The sequence below is a fragment of the Arthrobacter sp. KN11-1C genome (assembly GCF_052180225.1).
Lineage (GTDB): Bacteria > Actinomycetota > Actinomycetes > Actinomycetales > Micrococcaceae > Arthrobacter.
In genome coordinates this window covers 3,043,378-3,056,712 of sequence record NZ_CP197467.1, presented here as the reverse complement: position 1 = coordinate 3,056,712, position 13,335 = coordinate 3,043,378, and the positions used below count along the sequence as shown (strand labels likewise).

The window sequence follows — 13,335 nt, the reverse complement described above, 5'->3', positions numbered from 1 at the left end:
ACCATCTACCGGGGCGGCGCCCATGTGACCGTTCTTCAAAGGCTTTCAGTCCCCGTGCACGCGACACACGGGATACGCCCGTGCGGAATGGCACGGGTCGTGGCCGGTAGCACATGCGCGGGTTAGAGTGATGGAAATGGGTCGGTCAGGCCGCCCGGCTTCCCTTCCATACGGCCGTGGAGGGATCCCGGGGTGCCAGGATGCTGAAGCTGCAGTCGGCTTGGAACGGATCGATGTGCGCCGGCAGGTGATGGGACTGCGAGCAGGCGCGCAACTGCTCCAGGGCGTCGGGTTCGATTCGGGCGCGTGTCACGTCGATTTCGAGGGCCAGGCCCTCCATCAGGGAGTTGGCGCGTTTCACGACCACGTAGATGGCCTGGAGGCTTTGCGTTGTCACGCGGCCTTGGGCCGCGATCTTGGCGCGGGCGCAATCTATGTCCACACGGACCAGGACGTTTAGCTTGTCTGTCATGGTGCTCCTGCCGTTCATGGACGGCCGCGACGCTGCGACCGCCCCCCGCAACCTTAGGCACGATCTGTGACGCGCGCAACACTCGTGTGCGATCGCTGTATCTATGCTTTTCGTCAAGCGGTGAGCGCTTCGGACCCGTCCTTGCCGCCGAATTCCTCGGCATCAACGCCCTTTGGCAGGTCAATGGATGACGTCTTTCAAATGCGACTCGCAAGGTTGGCGCCCCATGGTTCCTCGCGTTTCCCCTGCGAGCTCATGGTGGCGCCTCCTCCATGTGGGATTTTCGTCCCCTGTGGGCTGACGGCCTGCGCTGATCCTCCCACTGGCGTGGTTCTAGGCGAGGTGCTTTCCTCCGGTGACTCCGATAACGGACCCTGACATGTAACTGGATTCAGCGGTTGCCAGTAGCACGAAGGTTGACGCAAGTTCAGCTGGCTGGCCCGCCCTCCCGAGAGGCGTGTCCTCGCCAAAATGCTCTATTTTTTCGCGCGGCTGGGTCGGTGGCTGAAGCGGGGTCCAAATTGGTCCGGGTGCCACCGCGTTCACCCGGATCCCACGAGGCCCCAACGATTCTGCCAGTGAAAACGTCATGTTGATGATGGCCGCCTTGGTGGCGGCGTAGTCGATGAGGGAGTCACTCGGGTGGTAGCCCTGGATGGAAGACGTGTTGATGATCGCGGCGCCCGGTTTGAGGTGGGGCAGTGCGCCTTTGACCAGCCAGAACAGGGCATAGACGTTGGACTTGAAGGTCCGATCGAACTGTTCGCTGGTGAGGTCTTCGATGCCATGGCTGGTGGTCATTTGAAAGCCGGCGTTGTTGACGAGCACGTTGAGCCCACCGAACTCGGTAACGGTTTGGGCGATGACTTCCCGGCAGAAAGATTCGTCCTGGAGGTCCCCCGGCAACGCCAGGGCCCTGCTGCCGGCGTCTTCGATCAGTTGGACCGTGTTTACCGCGTCCTGTTCTTCTTCGGGCAGATAGGTGAAGGCAACGTCTGCACCTTCCCGGGCGTAGGCGATGGCTACGGCTTTTCCGATTCCGGAATCTGCCCCAGTGATCAAAGTCCGGAAGCCCGTCATGCGGTGATGGCCTATGTAGCTGCTTTCCCCGTGGTCAGGCCGCGGTTGCATGGCGTCCGTCCAGCCGGGGTAGTCCTGGGTCTGGGGCTCGAATCTCGCCTTTGGGTATTGGGTCCGGGGATCCTGCGCTCCGAATGGAACATCAGAGTGCCCAATGACCTGGTTTTCCAAAGCCATCGCAACGTCCTCGTCCAAATCGGTGGAGTCCCTATCGGTGGGGTCCAGATCGCCCGGAATTGACTTGTTGTCGCCAAACAGCGCTTCCTTTTCCAGTTTCTCGTTTTGAGGGAAATTGCTCTCTGTCATCGCTATTCCTCCATCGGCTTTGCTTCAGTCGTCGAAGGTCTGGTCGTTTTAAAAAAGTAAAACCGCCAGCAGGTGTGCGCAAGTTCTTCAGCATACTTATCTTCCAGCGAGCCCCGAGAAGGTGGTATCCGTTCTTGCTCGTCAGCCGAAAAGAGGTCACGGCAACGGTCTTCCGGCGCGCGAGGTCGGCTACCGCATTAGCCTGTCCATGATCGGCTCCGTGTCCGGGATGACGAGCGACCAGTTGAGTGATCCTTGCGGGAACCGGTCACGTGCTTGAACGAGAAGATAAGCATGCTGATGGTTTTGTGTAGAATGACTGCCGGGTAGGTCACAACACGACGGATCGTTTTGGCCGCCGGTTACAGACGGGAGTCTGCGTCATGAATGACGTTCATGGGTCAATCAACGTCAACGTTCCGGTTCGGCTGACGTATGAACAGTGGACACGGTTCGAGGAATTCCCGCTTTTCTTGAGCGGAGTCGAGTCCGTGACAAGGATCGGTGACGTTCGCCTCCGGTTCAAAATGATGGTCGGCGGAGTGCCCCGCGAATACGATGCGTGGATCATCGCCCGTGAGCCGGACGAACAAATTACTTGGGAAAGTGTTGGCCATCCCCTCGCCGGAGGAACCGTGCTTCTTGAGCCGATGGGGCCGACGGAAACCAAGGTACTCCTGCGCCTGAACTGGGAGCCGGACTCACTCCGAAGCGCGAACGCCGAAGATCAGGACGCGTTACAAGTGCGGCAGGACCTGGAGCGCTTCAAGGAAATCGTCGAGCGGCCAGAAGGGGTGGGCTTCGCCGGGCGGATCACTCCCGCGCGGGAATCGTAGCGGCTCGCCCCGGGCCTGCCTGATGGGGCTGCTTCCTGCCGTACGCTGAGTCGGATCGGGGATAATAAGCATGCTTAGTATTTAGGCGTGGTTTACAACTGAACAACGGGAGAACGACATGAGTTCTGTGGAAGCTACCGAACCGGAGTCCGGCGAGGCCCTGGCCATCGATACCAGGACAGAGGAAGCTTCCGGAAGTGGTCGCGCTCCTACCGGCGCGAAACGCTCGTCGGCCAGGCGGTTCCTCGGCCTGCTCGGACCGGGCCTGGTCACAGGCGCGGCCGATGATGATCCGTCCGGAATCGCGACCTATGCCCAGGTCGGCGCCACGTTCTCCAACGGGATGCTCTGGACTGCGCCGGTGACTTTGCCGATGATGATGGCTGTCCAGGAAGGCCCTGGAACCCATCGCGGGCCCCGCTGCCAAGTTCCTCTTCGCGGCAGGGTTTGTCGGCTCCGGGATCCTCGCCGTCCCGGTCCTGGCCGCCTCGGGCTCTGTCGGCCTTGCCGGCCTGCTCGGAACGAATTGGGGTTTTGACCGCCGTCCCAGCAAGGCACGCACCTTCTATGTACTGCTCGGAGTGGGTTCCATCGGCGGCGTCATCATCAGCCTCTTCGACTCCGACCCCATCGGGCTGCTCGTTTGAGTGCCATGATCACCGGGATCGCCGCCGCGCCGTTCCTCGTTGTCACCATGCTCATATCCAGGGACAAAGTCCTCATGGGCAACTACCGTGACGGAAAACTCGCCGCCACCCTCGGCTGGACCGCCACCGCCATCATGGTGGTGGCGGGAGCCATCGGCATCTGGACCACGGTCACCGGGGCAGCGTAAGCCGATGATAGTTACCGTCGAACGACCTGAGTCTATGGATCGCTCTTGGTAATTCCTTGGTGTCGGTGATCGTCCGTGGCGTTTTTGTTCCGGCGTCGATTCCTGGGCTCGGGCGGAGTAAGTCCCAAGGGCGGCAAGCCCAGGGCCTTCCGCCTACGCGAGGAGCGAAGGTTTGCGTAGACCAAATACACGAAGAAGCTCAATGACGGGACCAGCATGACGATGATCCACGGGAGGTTGCCCATGCGCGCCTCCTTCAGTTAGGAGCTGAACGCCGGTCGGACGTCGAGTCATCCTCTAAGCCGGCACTAACGGTGGGCTGTTCCATTAGCCTAGCGTTTGATGCGCTCCGGGTGTGCCGCGCGCCGAGCCTCTCGCCGTCGACGATTTCTTTCTCCTCGTGTTTCGCGAGTTTCTCGCTGCGCTTGATTCCGCGGGGTGGGAGCTGGATGGTTTCTTCGGCGTCGATTCCTGCCTGCAGTTCCCGCCCGCGCTCCATTTCGGCGTCGAACTCTGCCCCGAACAGGAGGGACATGTTCAAAATCCATAACCACAGGAGCATCACGATGACGCCTCCTATTGCCCCGTAGGTCTTGTTGTAGTTGCTGAAGTTGGCCACGTAGAAGCCAAAGCCCATCGATGCAAGGATGAATGCCAGCAAGGCGATGAAGGAGCCGATGCTCATCCAACGGAACCGCGGCTGCTTCACGTTAGGGGTGGCGTAGTACAGGACCGCGATGATCAGGATCACCAGCAGGAGGACGACGGGCCATTTTGCGATACTCCACACCGTCAGGAGGTCCCCGCCCAGGTTGACTGCCCTGCCGGCAGCCTCGGCCACGGGACCGCTGAGCACGAGCATGCCGGCGATCAGGGCCACGAGCATCACCGCGAACACGGTAATACCGAGCATGGTTGCCCTGAGTTTGATGAATCCGCGCCCTTCGTCCACTTCGTAGATGCGGTTCATGGCCCTGCTGAAGGCTCCCACGTATCCGGACGCTGACCACAGGGCAGCGACGAGACCGAGTATCAGGGCGAAGCCGGCCGAGGTCGAGGTGGTGAGCTCTTCAATGGGCTGGCGGATGGTGTCGATGGTGGATCCAGGGGCGATGCCTTGGAGGAGGTCCAAGAGGGCGGACGTGCTCTTTCCTGCCTGCCCGAAAATACCGAGCAGCGAGACGAGCGCAAGCAAGGCGGGGAAAAGGGACAACACCGCGTAGTAGGTCAGTCCCGCGGCAGCGTCCGGGCACTGATCCTTGCCGAACTCACGGAAGGTCCTCTTTGCTATGTAGGTCCAGGTTGGCCTGACGATCTCGGTGGGCCTGTCCGGTTTTCGGGCATCATCCGCATCCGGGGCTGTGGCTGCCTTCGCCTTGCTGCTGTCGGCGGGGTTCTTCGTCGTCATGGATGTCCCTTTCAAAAGCGGGCTGGAGGCGTGCCGTCCTTCATGCTGCCTTGGCCGGACAGCACGCCTCCGTGTGGATCAGGCGGGCTCGATCCGGTCCCTGGCCGCTGTGGTGCTGTCCGTGACGTCGGAGACGGCGGTCTGGGTTTCATCCTTGACGTTTTCGACTGCCTCTGTGGCCGCGGACTTCACGTTTTCCAGCGCTTCCTGGGCAGGTTCCTGGAGATCCTGGGCCACGTCCTGCGCCGCACCAGCAAGTTCGGTGGTCAGGGGTTCGGCCGCTTCCTTCAGGGCCGTCGCTGCTTCCTTCTCCTTTTCGCTTGCCGGGATCAGGGAAGCCACCAGCAGCCCGGCCCCGAAGGCTATCAGCCCGGCAGCCAGCGGGTTGCCTTGCGTTTTGCCGGCGAGGCGGTGGGGCACGTCGCCGATCGCCGCACCGGCGTCGTCGATCGCTGATCGGCCGCCGTCCGCCAGATCATCAGCAGTACCCATGACGTTCTCCTTCACGCCGAAGACGGCGTCTTTGACTCTCTCGGTTTGGCGTCGGACAACGTGCGACGGCGTCACCTTATCGGCGACGGCGTCAACGTTGGTGCCAAGACGCCGGCGGGTTTCTTCGATCTCGGAACGAATATCATCCGGATTTTCACTCATCGTTGCTCCTCGCGTGGTTTGAGTGTTCCTGGGATTTCCTGGATTGTTGCGGCCGTCTGGGGCATGCCTTTGACGGCTTTGAGTTCCTTTCGGCCGATCGACGCCAGGACGGCCGCAACGATCGCCCAGATGACAGCCACGACGACGGCGGACCAACCCAGGCCAATCAGCTCGCCAAGTGCGTACCAAAGGGCGAGGGAAAGGAAAAGAAGGACGAAATGCCCGGCAACGCCGGCGCCTGCCAGCATTCCTCCGCCCTTGCCTGCCCGCGCCGTGGACTGCTTCAGCTCGGCCTTGGCTAGTTCCACTTCCTGGCGCATCAGCGTGGAAATGTCCCGAGTCACCTCGCCTAGAAGGTCTCCCAACGATGTCGATTCCGCTTTGGCCTGTGCGGGCGTCGGCGGGATTTGGTTCTCGGTCATCGCGACTCACCGCTGGCGGGCTCGACGCCGGGCCTGTTTTCGCCGTCGGCTGCCTCAGTTCCTGCCGAGGGAGCCGGAGAACCGAGGCGATGCGAACGATCACGGGTGAATGGATCCTCGGCTATCCCGCCGTCAGGCCAGGGGTCGGCTTCCGGCTCCGTGACCGGTGCGGGTTGGGGCAGAGTGCCGGGTGCGCCGTTGGGCGCAACGGTCCCTTCGCCCGAGCCTGGGCCAGGGTTCGCGTATCCAGCGGTCGTGGTGGTTGGGCCGGGAAGCTGGACCGGGGGAGGGGGCACTGTCATCCCCGGCCCGGGGACGAAAGGTCGAGCTTCCTCGTGGGCGGGCTGGTTGGAGGGATGCCTGGGGACCGTTCCGCGTGGGGAGTCGTCAGCGCCGGCGCTCAGTCCGCGGCTGAGACGGCCGGCTAGGACGCCTGCTCCGGCGGCCAGGAGGAGGAACATGCCAGGACGCTGTCGAGCGAAGGTCTTCACTTCGTCGAGCAGGGAGCCTGGGTCCCGGCCCTCCAGCCAGGTTGCCACTGATGAAGACCGTTCGGCGGCTTGCCGCACCAAATCCGTTGCGACGCCGGGTTGCTCCGAAGCGGTGGCCATGGATTGCAGTTCCTCTGAGATGGACCGAAGGCCTACAGCGACTTTTTGCTGCTGCTTTCCGGCCTGGTCCTTGAGGTCCAGCCTGGCCTGCTCCAGCAGATCCCTTGCGCTTGAGTTCACTTCAGAGGCAACGTTCGCGACTTCGGATTTGGCGGTTTCAACGACATTCTTCGCAGAGTCCCCGGCCTGCTCGGCCACGTTCCCGGCTTCGTCCTTGATGGTTTCCGTCGTCGGCATGCCGCTGCTCCGGGTGGACGGGGGCACGTGCGTACCCGCTACTTGCCCGGTGGCCGGCGGGGGCGTGTAGTTCCCGTCCCATTGGTTCTCTGTCATCTTCGCTCTCTTTCCAAGAAGGTCGGCTGCGGATCAAGAACCAGAAATACTGGCAATTAAGATAGTAAGCATGCTTACCATCTGTGCGGAACCCCCTGTCACGAATGTGACCTCACTTCGGTGACTATTGCGACGGGGCGTCCCTGGGGGCTCCTGGGGTGGCTCCATCGGGTTCCGCGCCATCGTTCCGGTGGGCAAGCTTTCCGATGGAGCTGGCGCCTAATCGATGGAGGAGTGCTCTCGGTCCCGAATAGACTTCGACCGCTCCTGCTTCGAAAAGCTCGGCTGCGCTGATTCCTCCGCAGGTGAGGCCGATGGTTTCGATGCCGAGTCGGGCCGCAGCCTTGACATCCCAGACGGAATCGCCGACAAATGCCACATCTGCCGCCTTCAACTGCAGCTTTTCAAGTGCGGCCAGAAGAATGTCGGGGGAGGGTTTGCTCTCGGTGGCGTCGGCCGAACTCGTCGCACAGTCGATCCATGGTTCGGCATCGAGAATGCTTCGGAGTACCCGAAGATCCCGTTCGTGTGCCGAGGAAGCCAATGCCACGGCCAATCCGGATTCCGCACACACTTGCAGGAGGTTCCTTGCCGATTCGAAGGGCCGGATAGCCGGCCAAAAGGTCGAGAATATTGCGCCATGAGCGCGCTCGACGGTATCGCGTACATCTCTAACGGAACCCGCAGGGAGCAGGCGATCAAGCAGTTTGTCTCCACCCATGCCGATGTGGCGGTGGATTGAGGCCATAGGCACCTCCAATCCCTGTTGCCGGAAGGCTTGCCACCACGCAATTGTGTGGAAGTAGGTGGAATCAACCAAGGTGCCGTCCACATCGAACAGGACTCCGACATCTTTCGAGCTTTTCGTTTGGTCGTCCATGAGTGGCAGCCTCCCTTGGCTGGCTGGCGTGGCCCGCCACGGCGCGAGTGCGGGTGAGGCAACCATGGACCGACGGTCCGTGACTGCCCTATCCCTCGGGCGGCAGAAGCAGCAGAATATGGTAAGTATACTTACTGAACTGGGCACGCGACGTCGTTCCATCCGATCAATTTGCAGAATTCTCGAGCTTTCCTGGCATGCAGCCGGGGACTATCTGAGCGGTGCCAAAGGAAGAGGCTATGGACATAACCGATGTGATTCTCAACGATCATCACGACCAGCGCCGTATGTTTGCGCTTCTGGACGAGATGCATGAGGCGTCGGCTTCGGACCTGGACGCGGTCTGGTCCAGGCTACGGATCCTCCTTGAGGTCCATGCGAGGGCAGAAGAGCTGTTGTTCTACCCGGAGTTGCTTTCGCTGGGCAAGGGAGCCGGTGGCAAGGACTCGCCGGAGGATGAGACGAGCGACGCGATTCATGACCACAATGAGATCCGGGACGCGATCGAAGCCGTAGGCGCCCACGAAACCGGCTCTGCGGAGTGGTGGCTCGCAGTTGCGCGGGCGAATGAAGTGAACGGTGACCACATGGCGGAGGAAGAGCGCGAGGGACTGAGCGATTTTCGTCGCCACGCCAGCTTGGACCTCCGGCACCAGATCGGGTTGGCCTTCTGCGCCTTCGAAGCCGGCCATGCGGGAGGGATCACTGGCCACGACCTTGATCCCGAGTCCTACGTCCGGCGGCATGAATAGCGAGGTCAGGACATTCCGGGGAACATCCTGCCCTCCCGTACTTTCTTTGCGACGTCTCGCAATCTGGAGTGCTGTGAGAAAGGGCATCATCGCGGAGACTGACTTTCCGGTTCAGGGAACTCCGGTCCCTGGCCTTGCAGGCCTGACTACGGGGCGAGCTCTTCCCTCTTTGCAGCCTTCCCTGCCATGGCATCGGCGCAGTGGTGTCCGGGTTTTAGTCGCCGCTGTTGAGGATGTAGTCCACGGCGGCTGGCCCTGTCATGCGGAGGCCTTGGAAGACTGCCTTCTTGCCCTTCCCGTTCTTTTCGGTGCGAAGGCCTGCGATCCGGAGCGCGGTGCGGAAGGCTTGGTCAGGGAGGGGGACTTTGAGGTTCAGGGAGCACCAGCTGACGTAGAGCCCGTAGAACATGTCGGCGTCGAGTCCTGAATCGTTCGTGTCATCTTGGATGATGCAGTCCTGGAGGAACTGGCTGATCTGTGGAGGGGTCATGGTGTACTCCGGGTAATTGATTTTGTAGTCCGGGTATTGTGTACCAGTGTCCGGACCATGGCAGGAGTTTTCCGGCGGGTGCGGGTGCGGGTACGGTGTCAGGGTTGGGTTCCGTAGATGAATTCCTTTGCGTGTGCGACGGCTTTTCTGAAGGCGTCGTTGCGCAGGTTGGCTTGCTCGGTGTTCCTGGTGTCGGTTTCGAGGTAGTTTGTGTAGCCGGGTCGCAGTATCCAGATGTCGCCGGCCGGGGGCAGGTAGAACACTCCGAAGGAGCGGTGTTGGGGGTCCTCGGTCCAGATGGGGACGACCGCGACAGCGGCGCCTGTGTCGGGGTTGATCCATTGGGCCCGGGGCATGGGTTGTTCGTGGATCTCGGGGTCCAGGAACGGCGCTGTTCCTTTGCCCCACCGCTTTTCGAAGCGTTCGTAGAACGCTGGCATCAATTGGTTGTCGTACGGGCGCCAGGCACTCATGGGGGCTCCTTGGACTTGTGTGGTGTTTCGGCTCTCAGCGCCTGATCTGCAGCATCAGCGTGTAGCCGGTTGGCGAATATGACCGTTGCCGGAGCGGCATTCCGGGGCACCGTCCGCCCGGCGGCTCCCAGATGACCGGTCCGATCAGCAGCGACGTGGCGGGAAGCAACTGCCCTGAAATCCGAACGGTGGCGGCGCCGGGCCGTTGCGGCGTGGCGTTCGAGGCCGGACTCGGGTGCGCGCGGTCATAGGCGGCCCGTCTTTCCGGGTTGCCGAGGATGGCGTAGGCGGCCATGATGTCCCGGAGCTCCTGAGGTTCGTCCTGCGTCTTCGTCCCCGGTTCCGTCGGCCCGGGGCCGGTGGGGTGTTCGCGGGCCGCCCGGGTGTCGGGGTGCAGGCCTCGGATGAGCGCGCGGTAGGCGCGGGTCACCTCGCGCGCCGTGGCAGTGGGGGCGATATGCAGGATGTCGTAAAGGTCGGGGCCGTTGTTCCTCATGGTTGGAGGTGGTGTGGGGTTTAGATCCGGGTGTTTTCGTGGGAGGGGGATGGTCCCCGGCCTGTTCGGCCGGGGATCATCGTTGCGGGAGTTATCCTCGGGGCCTCATCCATCCGTGCGCTGGCTGCGCTGTGGCGTGGTCTGTGAACTCGACCGCCCTCTTTACATGGTGGGCCGCTGTGGTGCTCCCGGTCCGGGAAGTCGGGCCGGCGGTCAGGCGTTGATCTCCTGGCGCTTTTTTCCGGTGGTTTCGATTTCGATGCGGCGCGGCTTTGCTTTTTCCGCCACCGGGATGCGCAGGGTCAGTACGCCGGCGTCGTAGCTGGCGGTCACGGCGTCGGTATCCAGGGCATCGCCGAGGATGAGCTGGCGGCTGAAGACGCCGCGGGGCCGTTCGGAGGCGATCAGTTCGGTGCCCTCGCCGACGGGGTCCGGGCGTTCGGCCTTGACGGTCAGCACGTTGCGTTCGACGTCGATGTCCACAGAGTCGACGGTGACTCCGGGGAGGTCGAAGGCGACCACAAAGTCGTTCCCTTCCCGCCAGGCGTCCATCGGCATGGCCGCAGGCCGGGCTGTGGTGCCGAGTACCTGTTCGGCGAGCCGGTCGAGTTCACGGAAGGGGTCCGTTCGCATCAGCATGGTGTGTCACTCCTTGCAGATCGCAGCTTTTTTGTTGTAAATCCAGCCGATCTATGGTGGCTGGTATATATTTCTTATAGCGCTGCGTATGGGTCAGGGCAAGTCTGATTTTCGAAGGATTTTGGAGGTGCCCGATGGGCCAGGCCGAGGACCGGGGGAGGGGTGTGTATGCGATTTCCGTTGCGGCCGCACTGGTGGGAACGGGTCAGCAGAACTTGCGCCTCTATGAACGTAAGGGCTTGCTGGAGCCGGGCAGGACTCTGGGCGGTACGCGCCAGTACAGCGAGAACGACCTTGTGATCTTGCGGCGGATCGGGGAGCTTCTGGAGTCGGGGTTGAATCTGGCCGGCATCCGGATGGTCCTGGTCCTGGAGGCCGACAACCAGCGCCTCGAAACGGAGCTCAGGTCCGCGAACGCTCCACGGGACACGGCCCGGCCCCCGTCAGGATGAGGCGGAACTGGGCCGCCCCGAACCTTCTAGGGAACTAGGCCGGGCCTTCAAAGGACCGGCTGGCTTCGGGCTTCGACCTGGCATCGGCGATCCTTGATTTGCGGCTGATGCGACCTCGACAGCGCGTGCCTACGGCGATACTTTGGGGACATGAGCGAAGAACGCCCAAAAGAGCGGTACACGCGCGATGCGAACCAGACACCGGGGAATATGCCGGCCGGCAGCCGGGGCAGCGAGGTGGACCCCGACTTCGTCCCGGACGAAAGACGCGAGAACCCAAACGAGAAGCGGGCGAGGAAACGCCCCGAAGAAACCGGAAGCTGACTTCTCAGGCTGGGACATGGCCGTTCACTGAGGAGACGAAGATGAACGCCGAAACAAGCGAACCTGACCAACCGGTCCATGATGGCGTCCAAAACGATACAGATCCGGTCTCCAGGGAGCCCGTCAGCTCGCCGACCTCCGGGGCCAGCCCATCCGACGGTCATGTGCCGGTCCCGGAGGCCGGTGCCAGGGAGGCATTAGAGCCTGGCTCCGAAGTTCCGCCCGGTCCGGCAGAAGAGCACAACCGGGCTTCTGCCGATGACCGCGGTCTGACGACTGAGGTAGCCCCGAGCGACTAGCAGTCGGAGGGAATCCAGAATCCGAGGAGTGATCATGATTGCAAGGGAAAACATCGACGCCCTGCTTCGGGGCAACGGCGATGTACTGAGCCAGGACGGGGAGAAGATCGGGGGCATTGGTCAGTTCTATCTCGACGAAGAAACCGGTGAACCCGCCTGGATCACAGTGAAGACGGGGCTGTTTGGCCTGCGGGAGTCGTTCGTCCCGCTGGAAGGTGCTTGGGTCCAGGGTGATGACCTTGTTGTCCAGCATCGCAAGGAGGAGGTCAAGGACGCTCCGCTCATAGATCCTGACGGACATCCCGGCCCGGAAGACGAGGCACGTCTTTACGAGCATTACCGTCCGGAAAGGATGCGCACCTACGCTGAGGCCGCTGACGGGGAGGGTGACGCAGATATCGCGAGACCGGAAGCGCATTTAGCTTTTCATCGGGGCGCCGGACGTCCCAGACTCCACCGCTACATGGGAACAGCCACGAACGGCGCTGATGAATCCCTCGCCGAGGAACTGCGTAGGGAGAACAGCGACAGGGACGAAGGGGTCTGACCCTGGCACGAGACTATGGTGGCGGGCCAGGACGCATGAGGATAGAACTACCCGGCCGCCATTCACGCCTTCTGTGAACCATACCGCGCAACGGCTCGTCCAGGCCCGGAGCGTATCACTGGAAACGCTGTTCCGCGCAGAGTAGATTGGGGCCAGCCGCCGATCAGGGGCTGTTCGAGAAGACAATTTGGGAGGTAATGGTAATGAGCGCGTTGCTGTGGATCCTGGCTGTTATCGCGATCGTTTTGTTCATCATCGGCGGCACCGTGAAGGCTGTCGGCTTCTTGTTGTGGATCGCTCCGATCCTGCTTGTGGTCGCTGTGATCATGTTCTTCGTCAACCGTGGCCGAAGGGTCTAAGCCCCGATCAGGCGCTGATCACCCAGAGCCTCCCGCAAGTCCGGACTGGTGCCTGCCTGCCGGAGGCGCATAACAGTGGAGGATAGTCATGAGCGATTTCTTGCGGCACGTGCCTTTCGATGTACCGGAGCCGGTACGCCGCTTCCTACAGGGAGATACAGGATCCTGGCTGCGGGTCGAGGAGTTCAGCGATGGCGCCACGATGGTCATCCGGGCAGAGCTTCCTGGCGTTGATCCGGAAAAGGACATCGACATATCCATCTCGGACCACACGCTCACCATTGAGGCCCGTCGAAAAGAAGTGTCGGCGAACCAAAGTAAGGCTAATTACCGGTCCGAATTTCGTTACGGCGAGTTCACTCGCAGTTTTCGGATGCCCAGCGGGGTCAACGAGGAAGACATTCTGGCTTCCTACAGCAGCAGGATCCTCGAGGTTCGCGTTCCCCTCTCCGGACAGCAGAGCACGCCCCGACGGAAAGTTCGGGTAACCCGCACGGATACAACCGGCTCGTCCGCTCGTAGCACCGACACCCCCGCCACGGAAACCATGGGTGCCACGCGCGAAGACAGTTTGCCTTCCAAGGCCGAGTTTGTCCCGGGCGATCAACAGCACCCGGACACACCGCAGGAGGACTCCACGTCCTGATTCGGGAGGAAAGGGACCATA

General features: G+C 61.9%; 21 protein-coding genes. 9 read left to right on the top strand and 12 right to left on the bottom strand.

Annotated elements, in window-relative coordinates; genetic code table 11:
* Positions 1–145: 145 nt before the first annotated feature.
* Positions 146–472 carry a hypothetical protein gene (locus ACSBOX_RS14385; protein ID WP_442543052.1) on the bottom strand — a complete coding sequence of 109 codons (327 nt, stop codon included), beginning with the start codon at positions 470–472 and terminating at the stop codon, positions 146–148.
* A gap of 333 nt (positions 473–805) precedes the next feature.
* Positions 806–1,729 (bottom strand): SDR family oxidoreductase, encoded by a 924-nt coding sequence (locus tag ACSBOX_RS14380; RefSeq protein WP_442546037.1) that lies wholly within the window; start codon positions 1,727–1,729, stop codon positions 806–808.
* A 512-nt stretch (positions 1,730–2,241) separates the two neighbouring features.
* On the opposite strand from ACSBOX_RS14380, the gene ACSBOX_RS14375 reads away from it, so the two are divergent.
* The 3 genes from ACSBOX_RS14375 to ACSBOX_RS14365 all read left to right on the top strand — a co-directional run bounded on the left by ACSBOX_RS14375 (position 2,242) and on the right by ACSBOX_RS14365 (position 3,529).
* The gene (locus ACSBOX_RS14375; RefSeq protein WP_442543051.1) at positions 2,242–2,694 is read left to right on the top strand and encodes an SRPBCC family protein; all 453 of its coding nucleotides are present in this window, start codon (positions 2,242–2,244) and stop codon (positions 2,692–2,694) included.
* A gap of 383 nt (positions 2,695–3,077) precedes the next feature.
* Positions 3,078–3,341, top strand: coding sequence for a divalent metal cation transporter (locus ACSBOX_RS14370; RefSeq protein ID WP_442546036.1), 264 nt, complete (start codon positions 3,078–3,080; stop codon positions 3,339–3,341).
* Positions 3,338–3,529 (top strand): hypothetical protein, encoded by a 192-nt coding sequence (locus ACSBOX_RS14365; protein WP_442543050.1) that lies wholly within the window; start codon positions 3,338–3,340, stop codon positions 3,527–3,529. Before ACSBOX_RS14370 ends, ACSBOX_RS14365 begins: the two co-directional genes overlap by 4 nt.
* Positions 3,530–3,561: 32 nt before the next feature.
* Here the strand turns inward: ACSBOX_RS14365 and ACSBOX_RS14360 are convergent, their stop codons facing one another.
* The 6 genes from ACSBOX_RS14360 to ACSBOX_RS14335 form a co-directional block, all read right to left on the bottom strand.
* On the bottom strand, positions 3,562–3,774 hold the full coding sequence (locus tag ACSBOX_RS14360) for a hypothetical protein (RefSeq protein ID WP_442543049.1): 213 nt from the start codon (positions 3,772–3,774) through the stop codon (positions 3,562–3,564).
* Positions 3,775–3,785: 11 nt separating this feature from the next.
* Positions 3,786–4,937, bottom strand: a complete 1,152-nt coding sequence (locus ACSBOX_RS14355; protein WP_442543048.1) for a YihY/virulence factor BrkB family protein — start codon at positions 4,935–4,937, stop codon at positions 3,786–3,788.
* Positions 4,938–5,015: 78 nt separating this feature from the next.
* Entirely contained in the window at positions 5,016–5,591 is a 576-nt protein-coding gene (locus ACSBOX_RS14350; RefSeq protein WP_442543047.1) for a DUF3618 domain-containing protein, read from the bottom strand.
* Positions 5,588–6,013, bottom strand: a complete 426-nt coding sequence (locus ACSBOX_RS14345; RefSeq protein ID WP_442543046.1) for a phage holin family protein — start codon at positions 6,011–6,013, stop codon at positions 5,588–5,590. The genes ACSBOX_RS14350 and ACSBOX_RS14345 overlap by 4 nt, the downstream gene beginning before the upstream one ends.
* Positions 6,010–6,957 carry a hypothetical protein gene (locus ACSBOX_RS14340; protein WP_442543045.1) on the bottom strand — a complete coding sequence of 316 codons (948 nt, stop codon included), beginning with the start codon at positions 6,955–6,957 and terminating at the stop codon, positions 6,010–6,012. Before ACSBOX_RS14340 ends, ACSBOX_RS14345 begins: the two co-directional genes overlap by 4 nt.
* Before the next feature lie 124 nt (positions 6,958–7,081).
* The gene (locus ACSBOX_RS14335; RefSeq protein ID WP_442543044.1) at positions 7,082–7,837 is read right to left on the bottom strand and encodes an HAD family hydrolase; all 756 of its coding nucleotides are present in this window, start codon (positions 7,835–7,837) and stop codon (positions 7,082–7,084) included.
* A 239-nt stretch (positions 7,838–8,076) separates the two neighbouring features.
* On the opposite strand from ACSBOX_RS14335, the gene ACSBOX_RS14330 reads away from it, so the two are divergent.
* Positions 8,077–8,589 (top strand): hemerythrin domain-containing protein, encoded by a 513-nt coding sequence (locus tag ACSBOX_RS14330; RefSeq protein WP_442543043.1) that lies wholly within the window; start codon positions 8,077–8,079, stop codon positions 8,587–8,589.
* Between the two features lie 214 nt (positions 8,590–8,803).
* Here the strand turns inward: ACSBOX_RS14330 and ACSBOX_RS14325 are convergent, their stop codons facing one another.
* From ACSBOX_RS14325 to ACSBOX_RS14310, 4 genes are all read right to left on the bottom strand, one after another.
* Positions 8,804–9,079: a hypothetical protein gene (locus ACSBOX_RS14325; protein WP_442543042.1), complete on the bottom strand. Its 276-nt coding sequence runs from the start codon at positions 9,077–9,079 to the stop codon at positions 8,804–8,806.
* Between the two features lie 98 nt (positions 9,080–9,177).
* Positions 9,178–9,552, bottom strand: coding sequence for a hypothetical protein (locus tag ACSBOX_RS14320; RefSeq protein WP_442543041.1), 375 nt, complete (start codon positions 9,550–9,552; stop codon positions 9,178–9,180).
* A gap of 34 nt (positions 9,553–9,586) precedes the next feature.
* Positions 9,587–10,048, bottom strand: a complete 462-nt coding sequence (locus ACSBOX_RS14315) for a J domain-containing protein (RefSeq protein ID WP_442543040.1) — start codon at positions 10,046–10,048, stop codon at positions 9,587–9,589.
* A 213-nt stretch (positions 10,049–10,261) separates the two neighbouring features.
* The gene (locus tag ACSBOX_RS14310; protein WP_442543039.1) at positions 10,262–10,687 is read right to left on the bottom strand and encodes an Hsp20/alpha crystallin family protein; all 426 of its coding nucleotides are present in this window, start codon (positions 10,685–10,687) and stop codon (positions 10,262–10,264) included.
* 134 nt (positions 10,688–10,821) lie between these two features.
* On the opposite strand from ACSBOX_RS14310, the gene ACSBOX_RS14305 reads away from it, so the two are divergent.
* From ACSBOX_RS14305 to ACSBOX_RS14285, 5 genes are all read left to right on the top strand, one after another.
* A complete protein-coding gene (locus tag ACSBOX_RS14305) occupies positions 10,822–11,139 on the top strand; it encodes a MerR family transcriptional regulator (protein ID WP_442543038.1) in 318 nt (105 codons plus the stop codon).
* Positions 11,140–11,289: 150 nt separating this feature from the next.
* Positions 11,290–11,463, top strand: a complete 174-nt coding sequence (locus tag ACSBOX_RS14300; RefSeq protein ID WP_442543037.1) for a hypothetical protein — start codon at positions 11,290–11,292, stop codon at positions 11,461–11,463.
* A gap of 333 nt (positions 11,464–11,796) precedes the next feature.
* On the top strand, positions 11,797–12,309 hold the full coding sequence (locus ACSBOX_RS14295; protein WP_442543036.1) for a PRC-barrel domain-containing protein: 513 nt from the start codon (positions 11,797–11,799) through the stop codon (positions 12,307–12,309).
* Between the two features lie 203 nt (positions 12,310–12,512).
* Positions 12,513–12,668, top strand: coding sequence for a hypothetical protein (locus ACSBOX_RS14290; protein WP_415985452.1), 156 nt, complete (start codon positions 12,513–12,515; stop codon positions 12,666–12,668).
* Positions 12,669–12,756: 88 nt separating this feature from the next.
* Positions 12,757–13,314: an Hsp20/alpha crystallin family protein gene (locus ACSBOX_RS14285; protein WP_442543035.1), complete on the top strand. Its 558-nt coding sequence runs from the start codon at positions 12,757–12,759 to the stop codon at positions 13,312–13,314.
* The last annotated feature ends 21 nt before the right edge of the window (positions 13,315–13,335 follow it).

What these genes read in the sequence shown, in the direction of transcription:
- ACSBOX_RS14385 (WP_442543052.1), bottom strand. Translation starts at nt 472, where the DNA reads ATGACAGACAAGCTAAACGTCCTGGTCCGTGTGGACATAGATTGCGCC.
- ACSBOX_RS14380 (WP_442546037.1), bottom strand. Translation starts at nt 1,729, where the DNA reads ATGGCTTTGGAAAACCAGGTCATTGGGCACTCTGATGTTCCATTCGGA.
- ACSBOX_RS14375 (WP_442543051.1), top strand. Translation starts at nt 2,242, where the DNA reads ATGAATGACGTTCATGGGTCAATCAACGTCAACGTTCCGGTTCGGCTG.
- ACSBOX_RS14360 (WP_442543049.1), bottom strand. Translation starts at nt 3,774, where the DNA reads ATGGGCAACCTCCCGTGGATCATCGTCATGCTGGTCCCGTCATTGAGC.
- ACSBOX_RS14355 (WP_442543048.1), bottom strand. Translation starts at nt 4,937, where the DNA reads ATGACGACGAAGAACCCCGCCGACAGCAGCAAGGCGAAGGCAGCCACA.
- ACSBOX_RS14350 (WP_442543047.1), bottom strand. Translation starts at nt 5,591, where the DNA reads ATGAGTGAAAATCCGGATGATATTCGTTCCGAGATCGAAGAAACCCGC.
- ACSBOX_RS14345 (WP_442543046.1), bottom strand. Translation starts at nt 6,013, where the DNA reads ATGACCGAGAACCAAATCCCGCCGACGCCCGCACAGGCCAAAGCGGAA.
- ACSBOX_RS14340 (WP_442543045.1), bottom strand. Translation starts at nt 6,957, where the DNA reads ATGACAGAGAACCAATGGGACGGGAACTACACGCCCCCGCCGGCCACC.
- ACSBOX_RS14335 (WP_442543044.1), bottom strand. Translation starts at nt 7,837, where the DNA reads ATGGACGACCAAACGAAAAGCTCGAAAGATGTCGGAGTCCTGTTCGAT.
- ACSBOX_RS14330 (WP_442543043.1), top strand. Translation starts at nt 8,077, where the DNA reads ATGGACATAACCGATGTGATTCTCAACGATCATCACGACCAGCGCCGT.
- ACSBOX_RS14325 (WP_442543042.1), bottom strand. Translation starts at nt 9,079, where the DNA reads ATGACCCCTCCACAGATCAGCCAGTTCCTCCAGGACTGCATCATCCAA.
- ACSBOX_RS14320 (WP_442543041.1), bottom strand. Translation starts at nt 9,552, where the DNA reads ATGAGTGCCTGGCGCCCGTACGACAACCAATTGATGCCAGCGTTCTAC.
- ACSBOX_RS14315 (WP_442543040.1), bottom strand. Translation starts at nt 10,048, where the DNA reads ATGAGGAACAACGGCCCCGACCTTTACGACATCCTGCATATCGCCCCC.
- ACSBOX_RS14310 (WP_442543039.1), bottom strand. Translation starts at nt 10,687, where the DNA reads ATGCTGATGCGAACGGACCCCTTCCGTGAACTCGACCGGCTCGCCGAA.
- ACSBOX_RS14305 (WP_442543038.1), top strand. Translation starts at nt 10,822, where the DNA reads ATGGGCCAGGCCGAGGACCGGGGGAGGGGTGTGTATGCGATTTCCGTT.
- ACSBOX_RS14300 (WP_442543037.1), top strand. Translation starts at nt 11,290, where the DNA reads ATGAGCGAAGAACGCCCAAAAGAGCGGTACACGCGCGATGCGAACCAG.
- ACSBOX_RS14295 (WP_442543036.1), top strand. Translation starts at nt 11,797, where the DNA reads ATGATTGCAAGGGAAAACATCGACGCCCTGCTTCGGGGCAACGGCGAT.
- ACSBOX_RS14290 (WP_415985452.1), top strand. Translation starts at nt 12,513, where the DNA reads ATGAGCGCGTTGCTGTGGATCCTGGCTGTTATCGCGATCGTTTTGTTC.
- ACSBOX_RS14285 (WP_442543035.1), top strand. Translation starts at nt 12,757, where the DNA reads ATGAGCGATTTCTTGCGGCACGTGCCTTTCGATGTACCGGAGCCGGTA.